The sequence below is a fragment of the Pseudoleptotrichia sp. genome (assembly GCF_057270515.1).
Map to the genome: position 1 here is coordinate 25,493 of NZ_DBHIXS010000011.1, position 13,821 is coordinate 39,313.

Below are 13,821 nucleotides of genomic sequence, written 5' to 3' on the forward strand. Positions count from 1 at the left end.
AATGAAATATCCGATAAATATATCATAGTAGAGAATGGATTACTGTCTGATTATTATGTAAAAGACATATTTACGGAACAAATTTATAGAAAGGAGCTTATAGCTTATATATAAGACATTATTATATATCCGCTATATGATAAATATATGAAAATACTTGTTACAGGTTTTGATCCTTTTGGAGGAGAACCTATAAACCCTGCTATTGAATCGGTAAAAAAATTACCTGACAATATTGCAGGAGCTGAAATTATAAAACTGGAAATACCTACAGTTAGAGGAAAATCTTTAGAAAAAATAGAAAAAGCCATTCAGGAGCATAATCCTGACATTATACTGTCAGTCGGACAGGCGGGAGGAAGATTTGATATCACTGTTGAGCGTGTCGGTATAAATATGGACGATTTCCGTATTCCTGATAATGAAGGAAATCAGGTTATAGACGAGCCTGTATTTTCTGACGGAGATAATGCCTATTTTGTAAAACTGCCTGTCAAAGCTATGGTTCAGAATATTCAGAAGAACAAAATTCCTGCTTCGGTTTCCTATACTGCGGGTACTTTTGTATGTAACCATGTGTTATACGGTGTACTGTACCTTGTTGAGAAAAAATACAAAGGTAAAAAATCAGGATTTATCCATATTCCTTTTTTGCCTGAACAAGTTGTTGATAAAAGAAATATGCCCTCAATGGAGCTGAACACTATTGTTACGGGACTGACTGCGGCTATCGAAGCGATAGTTGAAAATGCCGAAGATATAAAAGAAACAGGCGGAACGGTATGTTAAACAGACTGTAATGACGACAGTTTCTCATAAAATAATACTATATTACAGGAGAGATAAATGACAAAATTATTTGTATACGGCTCTTTAAGAAAAGGCTGTTTTAATCACCATTATATTGAGGATATAGCCCAATTTAAAGGTATGTTTTATGTGAAAGGAAACATTTTCACTCTTACAAATCAGAAATATCCTGCATTGATTTTATCCGACCCGCAAGAAAAAAATAATCCCGAAAATTTTACAATAGGAGAATTATATGAATTTTCTGATGATACTGAAAACATAAAAGACTTGTTTGAAAAAATGGATAAAATGGAAGGATATTACGGAGAAAATCTTGAAAATAACCAATACAACAAACTTTATCTCGATATTTATGACAGCAGTTACAGTAAAACGGATAAAGCCTATGTCTATGTTTTTAATCTAAATAATCCTGCATTAAAAGGTACTTTAGGAGATAAAATTAAAGACAATGACTTTCTAAATGTATATAAACAGGAGAGATAAATGACTGAAAAGGAAAAAATGCTGAAAGGTGAGTTATATCAAAGTTTTGGAAAAGAACTTACAGAAGAACGTCTACGTGCAAAGTCATAAAAAAAATTGATAAATTATAAAAAATTAGGATTTAGAAAAGTTTTTTCTCTTAAATCCTAATTTTTATTTTTTCTTTAGTTAATATTGGAATACAAGTATGTATTAAAACTATAAAATATACTAACATAGACTTATAATCTAAACGTATTTTGATTTTTTGGATACAGATGTCATATAATTTTCAGAAAAACTGAACTTATAATTTAAATGTACTTCTGATTTTCCTCTATCAAATCAGTAAATTCTTTAATATTTTTCAATGTTTCGGCTATGTATTCCTTATTATCCACTATTTTTTCAATTTTAAAAAATATGCTTTCCCATGCTTTATATACTTCAGGCATAACTTTCAGTCCTTCTTCAGTTATTTTTGTAAAAGACTGTTTTCCCGATTTTACCCTTTCCACATAGCCTTTTAAAACTAATTTGTCTACAAATCTCGTTACAGTCGAAGGAGCTATTGTCAAAGCTTCCGATATCCTGTTTACAGATAGCCCGTTTTCTTCCTCCTGTAATAAAACCATTAGAAACGCGTGTGTAGGACATATATCCATTTTACTGAAAGATTCTTCAGCAAATTTATTTACTACTCTGAATAACCTTGATATAGTAAAATATAGACAATTATTTATTTGCGTTTCTCCCTTGGTACAACTTTCCATTTCAATCACTTCCTTTTACATTCTTTTTTGACTTATATTTTTTATTTTTAGGATAATCCCATTTAAAGTTTTGTACATACAATGCTAACATATACTTTTGATTTTGTCAATTTTCTTTATTTTTTCCCTGTTCTTCAAAATAAAAAATAACTCCCAGTTTTAACACAATATACACAGGAATAGCCAAAAATGCTCCTCCTATCCCAAATAATGCTCCTCCGATAAGTACAACGAGAAGCGTAGTTATAGGGTGAATATCCACAGATTTACTTGTAAGCCATGGTTTTATTATGTTTGCTTCTATAGTTTGTAATATAGTTATAAATACAATAATCATCACTACCAGTTTGAAAGATTTTGTAGAAGCATAAAGTATCGCGGGTATCAGACCTATAAAAGGCCCTATAAACGGAATAACGTTTCCTGCACCTACTATTATTGAAAATAATGAACTGTATTCCATTTTGAGAAAAAAGAAAATAATGTAGGAACATATTCCTACAATAACACTGTCCAGAACTGTTACTTTTATATATTTTCCAATAGCGTCATCCATTTGTTTGATAAGAGGTATAAGCTCTTCCTTATCAAGTTTTTTCAAGCCCTTTTTTACACCCTCATCTATATTATCATAGCTGAATATGAGCATTATCGTAAAAATAGGGGTCATAAACAACAAACTGAATGTTCCTGTCAGTAATGACACGCTCGAATTGAGTATCTTTATAAAATTAGTAAAAATAACTTCTTTGGAATTTATTATGGAATCCCTTATATTTATATTATTCTGCTCCAAAAAAGAAAACATATTTCTTTGAAGTCTTTCCTGATTTTTGATAAAAAACTCTATAAGGCTTGACAGCTGACCTGCAATCAAAGGTATAAAAGCTAATATCACATATATGAAAAATATGAGGAATATAAGCAATACCAGTAATATAGCCATTTTTCTGTTCATTTTAAAAGTTTCGCTCAACATATCAATAAAAGGCATAAGCGAATATACTATTACAAATGAAAGAATAAAGGGAAATATAGTTCCTGTTATTATCTGAATGGACTTTTCAAAATAGACATATACTTTAAAAAACAGAAATACTGAAAGCAATGCCAATGATAAAACTGTAAGTATATTTTTCCATTTCAAAATTTTTTCTTCATTATAAAAATTCATAATACTCCTTTCTCTTTCCTTTACAGAAAAAATTATGAATGAACTTATTTTTAATAATTCTCATTTTTCTTATTGAATACTATACTTATAGGACAGCCTTCAAAACCGAAATATTCTCTCAATTTATTTTCAATGTATCTCTGATAGGAAAAATGTATCAAATCAGGATTATTTGAGAAAAATACAAATTTAGGAGGAGCTTGCCCTATCTGCGTTCCGTAATTTATTTTGACAGCTCTTCCTTTTCTGGTAGGAACAGGATTTTGAGCTATCATTTCCGATAAAATCTGATTTAGCAGCCCTGTCGTAATTTTCTTATGATATTCCTCGTTTATAAACTTAGCCTGTTCCAGTATTGACACCGTTCTTTTTCCCGTAAGTGCCGATATTGTTATAATCGGTGCATAATCAAGGAAAGGCAGGTCAGCTTTTACAAGTTCCGTAAATTCTTTTACGCTGTTGTTGTCCTTTTCTATCAAATCCCACTTATTTATAGCTATTATGATAGGCTTCTTTTCCTCATATATGAGTCCTGCAACTCTTTTATCCTGCTCCGTCAGAAGCTCTGTCGCGTCAAGCATTAACACACATACATCTGCCCTTTTTATAGATTTTACAGCTCTCAACACACTGTAATATTCAATGGAATCTTCTATTTTCGACTTTTTTCTAATCCCCGCAGTATCTATAAGAGTATAAATTTCTCCGTCATATTTTAAGGAAGAATCTATAGAATCCCTCGTTGTTCCTGCCATATCGCTTACTATCGACCTTTCTTCATTCAGCAGTTTATTTATAAGTGATGATTTACCTGCATTCGGTCTGCCGAGTATGGCGATACTCAAGCCCTCTTCAGTTTCCTTTTCTTTTTTACTGTCGAATTTTGTTATTACCGCATCAAGCAAATCCCCCAGATTTATTTTATGCTCCCCTGAAATTCCTATCACTTCTTCAAATCCCAATGCATAAAATTCCAGTATATTTTCCTGTTCTCTTATATAGTTATCTATTTTATTTACAGCGACTACAACTTTTTTATCTTTTTTTCTCAATATATTTGCTATATCTTCATCAAGCCCAGTAATTCCAGCTCTGCCGTCCACAAGAAATATCACCACATCGGCTTCATCAATGGCGACTTGTGCCTGTTCCTTTATTTTTCTCATCATAAAGTCATCAGTTTTAGGTTCCAGTCCTCCCGTATCGACTAATATAAAACTTTTTCCCGACCATTCCGTTTCACGGTAAAGTCTGTCCCTTGTAACTCCCGGTTCATCTTTCACAATGGAAAGTCTGTCTCCTACGATTTTATTGAATAATGTAGATTTTCCAACATTAGGTCTACCTACTATCGCTACTGTATGTTTCATTTTCCCTCCTCAATTATGATAATCACATTTTATCACGATTATAATCTTATCACAATTATTTTATTTATTCCGTTTAACTTTTCTTCTATACTGCTATTCGCTTTTATTTTCAGAGTTACTCTGTCGGAATAATTTTTTTCCTGAATTTCTATTCCATATTTTTGCTCATTTGCATTTAAAAACATTTCTACTTCTGATGTGTTTTCATAGTCGTAATCCAAAATAAATACTGATTTTTCTGTATATTCTATTATTTCCGCTTCGTTTACTGCCAATTTTGCAGTTTTTGCATAATTTCGTATAAGTCCGCCCGCCCCCAGTTTTATTCCGCCGAAATATCTTGTAGCGACTATCACCACATTATATATGTCAAGGATATTCAGTATCTCCGCCATAGGCTTTCCCGCTGTGTTTGTCGGCTCTCCGTCATCATTATATTTGAAATACTCCTGTCCGTTTTCCATAACTCTGTAAAGAGGTACATTATGTGTAGCATCAGGGTGCAATTCCCTCACCGATTTTATAAATTTTTCAGCTTCATTCACCGAAGAAACGGGTTTTATATATCCTATAAATTTTGATTTTTTTTCTTCAAATTCGATGATTGTTTCTTTTAATACTGTTTTCAATTTTTTTCCTTTTTTCAATTTTTATTTTTTCAATCTCTATTTTTTAATTTCTGTTTTTTTCTTCAAATATTTCATAAACTCTTTTATACAAGTCAGTTTGAGCTATTTTATCAAAGTATTCCTTAGCTTTTTTCTCATCCTGTATTTCATTATTTGCTGTAGAAAGAAAGAATAAAACGATTGAAGCTATAGAGCTGTTATATTTTACCGAATTTTTCGACATTTTTACGTTTCCAAGCTGATTTAAATATAGCTCCATTGTTTTCTGATATTCTTTTTTCTTCATTAATTCTACTATTTGGACAAAAGTATTTGCCAATCTGAGCGAATCTACTTCCTCATCGGTAATCCCGTACTTTCTTTTTGCTTTTTCACTTTTTGCCAGCTCTATAACTTCTGCTCTTAAGGCAGTTATTTTCTCCTCAGGAGCTTTATTTATGACAGCTCTGTTAAGCTCCGCTATTTTTAAAATGAAAGTATCGTTACCATATTCACTTTTTATTTTATTGAGATATTTTTCGGCTTCCTTTTTATTTTCAATATTTGTATAGTAGCTGTCCCAATTAAGTAATGTAACCGGTTTATAAGGATTATATTTTTCAAATAACTCCAAATATTTTTTATATTCTTTTTTATTCCTTATCTGAAAATTAGTTATTATAAAGTCTGCCGCTATAAAGTTTCTTTCATCCCGTTTCAAAAGATTTTCTGCCATTTTGAGCTGGAGTTCAAGCACATCGTCATTTTCTTCAAAATAGTTATTTGTACCTATTGCCATATCCTGCATTATAGTCTCATCTATTATATCCTGATTTACTCCCAGTCGGGACAAATTTTCCTGTATATATTCCTTTCTTGTAAAAGCATTTGTTGAAAAATTTATTATAAAAAACACTGTCAAAATTAGTAATATTTTTTTCATTATAATTTCTCCTTTTAAAATCTTATATTATATTAATTATCCCTCTCAAAGAGTCATTTTTTCATTTTTCTGTATATTTAGACTTCTTTTTTAGACTTCTTTACAGATATCGAATTATAAGTCTATAACTTACATAAAATCCACAGGTATTCCCAAATCTGCAAGCTTTATAAAAAAATCAATTATCCAAAGAAAAAATTTATTGAATATCCCGAAATATACTATGGCAAATACTATTATCATTCCGTATTTTTCTATCTGATTATAAAAATTTCTCACTGTTTCCCCTGCCATTGAATATATTATTCTTCCCCCGTCAAGGGGAGTAATGGGAATAAGATTGAAAAATGCAAGAGCTAAATTTACTATATATAGATAAAGGAACACGGTATAAATAGTGTTGTCCAAATTTAAACCGAATATCCTGTATTTCAAAATTATTAATGAAATTGAGGCAATTATAAAATTTACTACTATTCCCGCTATCGCCACACAAAAAAGCCCCAGCCTGTTGGGTTTTAATCTGTAAAAATTTACAGGAACGGGTTTCGCCCAACCGATTACAAAAGGAAATCCGCTTAGTATAAGGAGGATTGGCAGCAACATTCCCATTAAATCCAGATGTTTTAAAGGGTTTAATGTGAGTCTGCCCTCTCTTTTTGCGGTATCATCTCCAAATTTATACGCCACATATCCGTGAGCCACTTCATGCAGTGTCATTGAAACTATAAACACACATAGGGAAATCACTATATCCCACGAAAAGCTAAATTTTGAAAATCCGTTAAAAAACATAACTGCGAGTATTATGACAATCACAGCTAATTTTAATTCCGTATTTTTAGGATTTAACATTTTAAATTTATTGTAATATTTTCTTATAACGTCCATTTATCAACCTCTCTATTAAAATTATAACGTTTGTCTATACAGTATTATATCATAATTTAAATTTTTATGCTTGACTGTTTTTTATTAATCATGTTAAATTAGATATATAAAAGTTAAGGAGGATAAAGCTGAATATTTTATTTCAGTTAAAAAATATGAATATAAATTGGAATTTTCCCGAGAGTAACTACTCTCAGAGATTTGGAATAAGCGAAGCAGGGATTGAGACTTTCAGAGGCTCCCTTTTCGGCTCACTGGCAAAAGAAATATGCCAAAATTCGCTTGATGCACGTCTAAATTTTTCAGAACCCGTAACAGTGGAATTTTCAAAATTTGATATTAAGACAGAAGACATTCCCGGATATGAAACATTAAATAACGCTCTGAACAGCTGTCTAAATTCCAGCTCAGACAAAAAAGCAGGAAAATTTTTTGAAAATGCCTGTAAAAAAATGGGCAATCAAAGAATAAGTGTACTAAGAGCAAGCGATTTTAATACTACAGGTTTAAGAGGCTCTAAAGAATCAAACATATCCGTAAATCCATGGCAAAGCCTTGTAAAATCTTCAGGTATTTCCGATAAAGCGGCTGCATCAGGAGGAAGTTACGGTATCGGTAAATCCGCTCCTTTTGCCTCTTCGGAAATAAGAACTGTATTTTATACAACTTTTGATACTGAGGGAATTTTAGCGACTCAGGGTGTTTCAAGACTGATTTCATTCCCGATAGGCGAAGATAAGCTCACACAGGGAATAGGTTATTACGGAGAAACGGAAAAAAATTCTCCTATCTTTGAAGAATTGAATTTGGATACTTCCTTTAAAAGAGACGGTCAGACAGGTACCGACGTCTATATAATAGGGTTTTGGGAAGACCCCAAATGGAAAGAAGAGCTTATCACGGCAATACTTGAAAATTTTCTTATAGCCATTTACAGTAAAAACCTTATTGTAAAAGTTGACGATACAATTATTTCCCGAGAAACACTGAAAGAAACAATAGAAGCTCTTAAAATAAACGAAAAAAAGAAAAACCAGACTATAGGAGATTATTATAAAGTTCTTCTTGCCACATCCGAAAACGGTATGACAGAAAACAGTTTTCTTCTTGGGAATACTTTCAAGGATTTTGATGATTTTGAATTGAAAATTTTATACGACGATTTGAACAGAAAAGTCCTGATTTCGAGAAGTAACGGTATGAAAATCTTTGATTTGGACAGATTTCCGTCATCATTGCAATTTTCAGCTATTTTCACATTAACGGGTGAAAAGCTCAACAGTTATTTCAAGGAAATGGAAAGTCCGCAACATGACAGCTGGGAGCCTGACAGACATTCCGATAAAAATGCGAAAACTACATTGGAAGAGCTGAAAAGATTTATAAGAAATAAAATCGTGGAGCTTGGAAAAAATTCCACAGTAGACCATATGGACGCCGACGGTATAGGAAACTACCTGCCTGATGACTTGATATTTCTTGAAAAGAAAAAAGAAGAAGATAAAATCGATAAAGTAAGCGACAGAACTAAAAAAATAGAAATGCGGTCTGTGGATGCCGTTCCTAAAAAGAGAAATGCCAAAACAGACCCGAAAAGCAGGGAAGAATTTAACGAAGCTACCGAAAACGGCAATTTCCCTGAAGAAGCTTCTGAAATCACGGATATCCCTTTCGGAATAGATGAAAGCGAAGAAAACGGTCTTGAAAAAGAGTTTTCTATTATTAAAGATGAAAACGGATTTTTAAAAGTCAAAAAAGTATCTCTCATTCCCGACGCAAATATTCGTCTTATCCTGATAAATAAAAAATTGAGAAAATACAAGCTTGTAATACTGCCCAAAAAGGATATACCCGATGCCTGCGTGAGAATAAGCCTTTCAGGAGAACAGAGCAACCTCAGGGCAAGAATAAGAAATGCTTATGAAAATGACAACGTGTTAAATCCTTTGAGAATAAATCAGGATAAAATCTACATGAATAATCTTTTTGAAAATCAGAAATTCACACTATCTTTTATACTGAATTATTCCGATGACTGTTCTATGGAGGTTGAACTATATGAATATAGAGTATAAATTATTTCCTTATCCCGTACTGAATTATTTTTCTGACGATTATAAAAATTCCACCTTTATTTCAGAACTTGAAATAGATAAACAGGCAAATTCAATAATTTTTGAAGTAACGGCAAAGACGGACGATGAAGGATTAAAAGAACTTATTAATAGAGGGCTTGCTGAATATGTCTTTCATATCGAATGTCCCTCGACTTCTTACAGAAACATTGTAAAATCTTCTACAGGGATTGAAAACATTACAATTCCCGAAGCAAAGCTCAATAATAGAGTAAATATATGTTTTTTTATAGTTGCTAAAAAAGATATTGAAAATTATTCCAATAAAAATTTCAATGATGACTATGAGGGAATTTCTTTTTCTATCGAAAAAGCCGGAATTTTAGCTGTAGCTAAACAATTTGATATCGACATTGAAAAGGAAAAAGACAATCTGGCACAGGTACCGTCCATATTTCTCATAATAAAAAGAGATTCTGATAAAAAAGACGGTATCGAAATCGATATGTTACAGGATAAAATCCAGATATTCCTTTCAAAGAAAGATTATGAACATTATGCATTGCTTTCTAAAGGAAGTTATCAGGCTTTACTTCATTCATCCATTATTTTTCCTGCATTGATTTATATTTTTGAAAATCTGGAAAAATCCAATTTGGAAACTTTTCAAGAATTGAACTGGTTCAAAACAATCAAAAAAGTCTTAAACAATATAGATATTGAGCTTGATAAAGATTCTCTCGAAAGGGAGCATTCCTATAATCTTGCCCAGAAGATAATAAACTATCCCGTAACAAGAAGTCTGGAAGCTATGCTTTCATTGGAGAATGAAGAGGAGGAAATTTGATGAAACTGCAATTTTTAAAAGAAATACCCCTTGAAACACTAAGAAAAAATATTGAGCATAATTTTTCCAATTATTCGTCACCTACAAATGAATGGATATACACTTTTTTTGAAAATGAAGGCTCTCCTTTTCTTGATTTTAAAAAGGAAGTTCCTGATTTTGAACTGAATATGTCTTATGAAAAACCCGAAAAAAGTGATATGGAAAATATCAGAATTTTTTACAGCGCCTTAAAAAATTTATCCGTTGTAGAAGCAACTAATGAAAGTTTATGGGCAGGAATGGCTCACAGTAATTTTTGGAATTATATGCAATATCGTTTATATCTTGACAGAAATAAGTCATATATAAATAATATAAAAAATTCCTACTTTTTTTCGAGAGGAAAAAAACGTTCTCTTATAGAGCATACTTTAGCAAGGCTGTGGTGGGCGGGGAAAATGACTTATGATGAAAACAGGGAAAATCCCTTTGAACTGCTTGAAGTTTTCAACACTGACTTTAGGACTAAGCTGCTTTATCTTTTCTCAAGTAATTTCAGTAATAATCCTGTTATTACGAGAGCATTTTTATCATCTGTCCTTGATTTTGAGAAAAACGGAGTAAAAATCAAAAGAGAAATTTTCAATGAAGCTATTATGTTTCTCAATATCTTAGGCGGAACATATATTCTTGATTATCTTGAAGAAAGAGAATTAAAAGAGAAAATCACTAAAAAGATTGACAGTCTGTTACTTTCCGTTGATTAATTTTTTAGCAGTCAATCCATTAACTTTAATCATATAAAAAACTTGGTCTATCCCTTTCATTATGGGTTTAACCAAGTTTTTTCATTAAAATATTCAACATATTCAATTTTTACAAAATTTAGATAAATCACTTATAATATAAATTATAAATAAATTTATTTTTCAATTTATTCTTCTTCCCACTTTTTAGCTTTCTCGACAGCTTTTTTCCAACCTTTAAAATATTTATTTCTTAATTCTTCACTTAGATTTGGAGTAAATTTTCTATTAAGTTTCCAGTTTTTTACTATATTTTCCTTATCTTTCCAAAAACCTACTGCAAGCCCTGCAAGATATGCAGCCCCCAACGCCGTCGTTTCAGTGATTTCAGGTCTTAGAACATCCGTATTCAGTATATCCGCCTGAAACTGCATTAAAAAATTATTTCTGACTGCTCCGCCGTCTACTTTTAATGTGGAAAAAGATAATCCCGAATCTTCTTTCATCGCTTCAATCAAATCTTTAGACTGATAAGCGATAGCTTCAAGAGCCGCCCTTATTATATGATTTCTGTTTGAACCTCTCGTAAGACCGACAATAGTACCTCTTGCATACATATCCCAATAAGGAGAGCCTAACCCGACAAATGCAGGTACAAGATAAACTCCTCCGTTATTCTCAATTTTTGTAGCAAAATATTCCGTATCGGCAGCATCACTGAAAAACTTCATCTCATCCCTAAGCCATTGAATAGCGGCTCCCGCAATAAACACGCTCCCTTCAAGAGCATATTCTATTTTATTGTCTATCCCTATGGCAATCGTAGTAAGCAGACCATTAGCAGATTTTATACATCTTTCTCCTGTATTCATAAGCATAAAACAACCTGTGCCATAAGTATTTTTAGTATCTCCGCTGTTAAAACACGCCTGACCGAACAAAGCCGCCTGCTGGTCTCCTGCCATTCCTGCTATCGGAATATCGGTACCGCTTTCTTCTCCCATAGTCAGACCCATTTTTGTATATCCGTATACTTCGCTGGAATTTCTCACTTCGGGCAGCATATTTTCAGGTATATCCAGTTCTTTTAATATTTTTTTATCCCATTTCAGTTCTTTAATATTAAAAAGCATTGTCCGCGAAGCATTAGTGTAATCCGTAACATGGACTTTCCCTGCCGTCAATTTCCATACGAGCCAAGTATCTACCGTACCGAAAAGCAGCTCTCCTTTTTCGGCCCTTTCCCTTGCTCCTTTTACATTGTCCAGTATCCATTTCAATTTAGTCCCCGAAAAATAAGCATCCAGTATGAGTCCCGTATTTTCTTTTATATATTCTTCCAATCCTTTTTCTTTCAATTTTTCACATATATCCGCAGTCCTCCTGCATTGCCATACAATCGCGTTATATACGGGTTCTCCCGTTTTTTTATCCCAGACTATCGTTGTTTCTCTCTGATTTGTAATGCCTATGGCTGCAACATCTTTCAGAGATATGCCCGACCTTGCTATAACTTCTGTCAGCACGGACCTTTGAGTTGCCCATATTTCCATTGGATTATGTTCTACCCAACCCGGCTCAGGATATAATTGAGTAAATTCTCTCTGGGCTGTGGAAATGATATTTGTATTTTTATCAAAAATTATAGCTCTCGAGCTTGTAGTTCCTTGATCCAGTGCTATTACATATTTTTTAGTTCCGTATATTTCTTTTAATTCACTGCTGTTCATTAATATTCCTTCCCTTTTTTATTTTTTTACTCACTAAATTATATCCTTTAAACTAAAATTGTCAACTTTTAAAAATTATTAAAATGCCCAGTTTCCTTTTCTGAATACAGGCTCTCTCGTACCGTCTTTATTAATTCCGTCAATATCCATTTCCGCATCTCCTATCATAAAATCCACATGGACAATAGAGCGGTTCAAATGAGCTTTCTCAAGTTCCTCTTCCGTCATATTTTTCCCGCCTTCGACATTTGTAGGATAAGCAGCCCCCAATGCCAGATGATTGGAAGCATTTTCATCAAACAATGTCTGATAATATAACAATCCCGAATTTGAAATTGGAGAATTATGAGGTACAAGAGCCACTTCACCTATACTTTTGGCACCTTCATCAGTTTCAAGAAGCTGTTTCAGTATATCGTAGCCTTTTTCAGCTTCAAAATCAGTTACTTTTCCGTCTTTGAAAGTCAATTTAAAATTATCTATTATATTTCCCTGATAAGACAGAGGTTTTTTATTTGAAACATAACCGTCTATTCTACATCTGTCTCCCGCGGTAAATACTTCTTCGGTAGGCATATTGGGCATAAAATCCGTACCTTTCAGATTTTTACTTCCTGCCGCAATCCATACGTGATTTTCAGGCAGTCCTACTGTCAAATCTGTGCCTTTTGCCGTATAATGCAATGCCGAATATTTCTTTTTATTGAGGTAATCAGCTTTTTCCGACAATGTTTTATGATGTTCTTCCCATGCTTTTATAGGGTCTTCCTTATCTACCCTGACGGTTTTTAAAATAGCGTCAAGCAATTTTTCCTGTGCTTTTTCGGAACATTTTTCTTCGGGAAATACAAGTTTTGCCCAATCGGCAGACGGATAGCTCGCTATTGTCCATGAGTTCATATCTGTCATAACACGGGAACGGTAATATTTAAAAGCTTCTCCCATATTTTTAGCGTAAGCTCCCAACTTTTTCGGGTCTATTCCTGAAAGTAAATTGGGCGAACTGCTTAAAATATGTATAAATACTACATTATCGTCCAAATATTCATTTCTTTCATCTATTGCCCATTGGGAAATGTGTGAATACACTTCAACCGACTGATACTCAGCATGCATACGGGTAAGTCTGTCATCCGATAATTTTATATGAACATCGCTCGCTCCTTCTTTATAAGCAGCTTCAGTTACTTTATATACTAAAGGCAGAGCGTCTGTAGTGCAGTTTATCCAGACTTTCTGACCTTTCTGAACATTTGCACCTACTTTTACTATGACCTCGGCATATTTATCCAGTTTCAAATCCAAATTTTCCATAATTTTATCTCCCTCTCCTGTAATTAATTATTATTATTTGATATTTCTATTTTTTTCATTATTTTTTTTATTGTATCATCTTTTTGAAAT

The 13,821-nt window shown here is 32.7% G+C and carries 14 protein-coding genes; 6 read left to right on the forward strand and 8 right to left on the reverse strand.

From position 1 onward, the window contains the following. The first annotated feature begins 147 nt into the window (after positions 1-147). The 3 genes from pcp to ACO5J6_RS08145 are packed head-to-tail and all read left to right on the forward strand — an operon-like array spanning position 148 to position 1,389. On the forward strand, positions 148-789 hold the full coding sequence (pcp, locus tag ACO5J6_RS08135; RefSeq protein ID WP_485643310.1) for a pyroglutamyl-peptidase I: 642 nt from the start codon (positions 148-150) through the stop codon (positions 787-789). Positions 790-846: 57 nt separating this feature from the next. Continuing rightward, positions 847-1,299: a gamma-glutamylcyclotransferase family protein gene (locus tag ACO5J6_RS08140; RefSeq protein ID WP_485643311.1), complete on the forward strand. Its 453-nt coding sequence runs from the start codon at positions 847-849 to the stop codon at positions 1,297-1,299. Continuing rightward, positions 1,300-1,389 carry a maltose acetyltransferase domain-containing protein gene (locus tag ACO5J6_RS08145; RefSeq protein WP_485643312.1) on the forward strand — a complete coding sequence of 30 codons (90 nt, stop codon included), beginning with the start codon at positions 1,300-1,302 and terminating at the stop codon, positions 1,387-1,389. A gap of 203 nt (positions 1,390-1,592) precedes the next feature. Here ACO5J6_RS08145 and ACO5J6_RS08150 read toward each other — a convergent pair whose 3' ends face one another. The 6 genes from ACO5J6_RS08150 to ACO5J6_RS08175 form a co-directional block, all read right to left on the reverse strand. Beyond that, entirely contained in the window at positions 1,593-2,051 is a 459-nt protein-coding gene (locus ACO5J6_RS08150; RefSeq protein WP_485643313.1) for a MarR family winged helix-turn-helix transcriptional regulator, read from the reverse strand. A gap of 106 nt (positions 2,052-2,157) precedes the next feature. Beyond that, positions 2,158-3,225, reverse strand: a complete 1,068-nt coding sequence (locus ACO5J6_RS08155) for an AI-2E family transporter (RefSeq protein ID WP_485643314.1) — start codon at positions 3,223-3,225, stop codon at positions 2,158-2,160. Positions 3,226-3,275: 50 nt separating this feature from the next. Further along, complete coding sequence (gene der, locus ACO5J6_RS08160) at positions 3,276-4,595, reverse strand: ribosome biogenesis GTPase Der (protein WP_485643315.1); 1,320 nt, start codon at positions 4,593-4,595, stop codon at positions 3,276-3,278. 38 nt (positions 4,596-4,633) lie between these two features. Further along, positions 4,634-5,224, reverse strand: a complete 591-nt coding sequence (locus ACO5J6_RS08165) for an IMPACT family protein (RefSeq protein ID WP_485643316.1) — start codon at positions 5,222-5,224, stop codon at positions 4,634-4,636. Positions 5,225-5,267: 43 nt separating this feature from the next. Then, a complete protein-coding gene (locus tag ACO5J6_RS08170) occupies positions 5,268-6,146 on the reverse strand; it encodes a hypothetical protein (protein WP_485643317.1) in 879 nt (292 codons plus the stop codon). A 129-nt stretch (positions 6,147-6,275) separates the two neighbouring features. After that, positions 6,276-7,037, reverse strand: coding sequence for a site-2 protease family protein (locus ACO5J6_RS08175; protein WP_485643318.1), 762 nt, complete (start codon positions 7,035-7,037; stop codon positions 6,276-6,278). Between the two features lie 155 nt (positions 7,038-7,192). Between ACO5J6_RS08175 and ACO5J6_RS08180 the strand changes: the two genes are divergently transcribed. From ACO5J6_RS08180 to ACO5J6_RS08190, 3 genes are read left to right on the forward strand one after another with little or no spacing between them, the layout of a single operon-like run. Then, positions 7,193-9,112, forward strand: a complete 1,920-nt coding sequence (locus tag ACO5J6_RS08180; RefSeq protein WP_485643319.1) for a hypothetical protein — start codon at positions 7,193-7,195, stop codon at positions 9,110-9,112. Beyond that, positions 9,096-9,959: a hypothetical protein gene (locus ACO5J6_RS08185; protein ID WP_485643321.1), complete on the forward strand. Its 864-nt coding sequence runs from the start codon at positions 9,096-9,098 to the stop codon at positions 9,957-9,959. The genes ACO5J6_RS08180 and ACO5J6_RS08185 overlap by 17 nt, the downstream gene beginning before the upstream one ends. Continuing rightward, positions 9,959-10,708 (forward strand): DUF6339 family protein, encoded by a 750-nt coding sequence (locus ACO5J6_RS08190; protein WP_485643323.1) that lies wholly within the window; start codon positions 9,959-9,961, stop codon positions 10,706-10,708. The genes ACO5J6_RS08185 and ACO5J6_RS08190 overlap by 1 nt, the downstream gene beginning before the upstream one ends. A 167-nt stretch (positions 10,709-10,875) precedes the next feature. On the opposite strand, the gene glpK is transcribed toward ACO5J6_RS08190, so the two are convergent. Beyond that, positions 10,876-12,417, reverse strand: a complete 1,542-nt coding sequence (gene glpK / locus ACO5J6_RS08195; RefSeq protein WP_485643325.1) for a glycerol kinase GlpK — start codon at positions 12,415-12,417, stop codon at positions 10,876-10,878. A 78-nt stretch (positions 12,418-12,495) separates the two neighbouring features. Continuing rightward, positions 12,496-13,731, reverse strand: coding sequence for an aminopeptidase (locus ACO5J6_RS08200; protein WP_485643327.1), 1,236 nt, complete (start codon positions 13,729-13,731; stop codon positions 12,496-12,498). Positions 13,732-13,821 lie beyond the last annotated feature (90 nt).

What these genes read in the sequence shown, in the direction of transcription:
- ACO5J6_RS08140 (WP_485643311.1), top strand. Translation starts at nt 847, where the DNA reads ATGACAAAATTATTTGTATACGGCTCTTTAAGAAAAGGCTGTTTTAAT.
- der (WP_485643315.1), bottom strand. Translation starts at nt 4,595, where the DNA reads ATGAAACATACAGTAGCGATAGTAGGTAGACCTAATGTTGGAAAATCT.
- ACO5J6_RS08200 (WP_485643327.1), bottom strand. Translation starts at nt 13,731, where the DNA reads ATGGAAAATTTGGATTTGAAACTGGATAAATATGCCGAGGTCATAGTA.
- ACO5J6_RS08150 (WP_485643313.1), bottom strand. Translation starts at nt 2,051, where the DNA reads ATGGAAAGTTGTACCAAGGGAGAAACGCAAATAAATAATTGTCTATAT.
- ACO5J6_RS08155 (WP_485643314.1), bottom strand. Translation starts at nt 3,225, where the DNA reads ATGAATTTTTATAATGAAGAAAAAATTTTGAAATGGAAAAATATACTT.
- glpK (WP_485643325.1), bottom strand. Translation starts at nt 12,417, where the DNA reads ATGAACAGCAGTGAATTAAAAGAAATATACGGAACTAAAAAATATGTA.
- ACO5J6_RS08170 (WP_485643317.1), bottom strand. Translation starts at nt 6,146, where the DNA reads ATGAAAAAAATATTACTAATTTTGACAGTGTTTTTTATAATAAATTTT.
- ACO5J6_RS08190 (WP_485643323.1), top strand. Translation starts at nt 9,959, where the DNA reads ATGAAACTGCAATTTTTAAAAGAAATACCCCTTGAAACACTAAGAAAA.
- ACO5J6_RS08185 (WP_485643321.1), top strand. Translation starts at nt 9,096, where the DNA reads ATGAATATAGAGTATAAATTATTTCCTTATCCCGTACTGAATTATTTT.
- ACO5J6_RS08145 (WP_485643312.1), top strand. Translation starts at nt 1,300, where the DNA reads ATGACTGAAAAGGAAAAAATGCTGAAAGGTGAGTTATATCAAAGTTTT.
- pcp (WP_485643310.1), top strand. Translation starts at nt 148, where the DNA reads ATGAAAATACTTGTTACAGGTTTTGATCCTTTTGGAGGAGAACCTATA.
- ACO5J6_RS08175 (WP_485643318.1), bottom strand. Translation starts at nt 7,037, where the DNA reads ATGGACGTTATAAGAAAATATTACAATAAATTTAAAATGTTAAATCCT.
- ACO5J6_RS08180 (WP_485643319.1), top strand. Translation starts at nt 7,193, where the DNA reads ATGAATATAAATTGGAATTTTCCCGAGAGTAACTACTCTCAGAGATTT.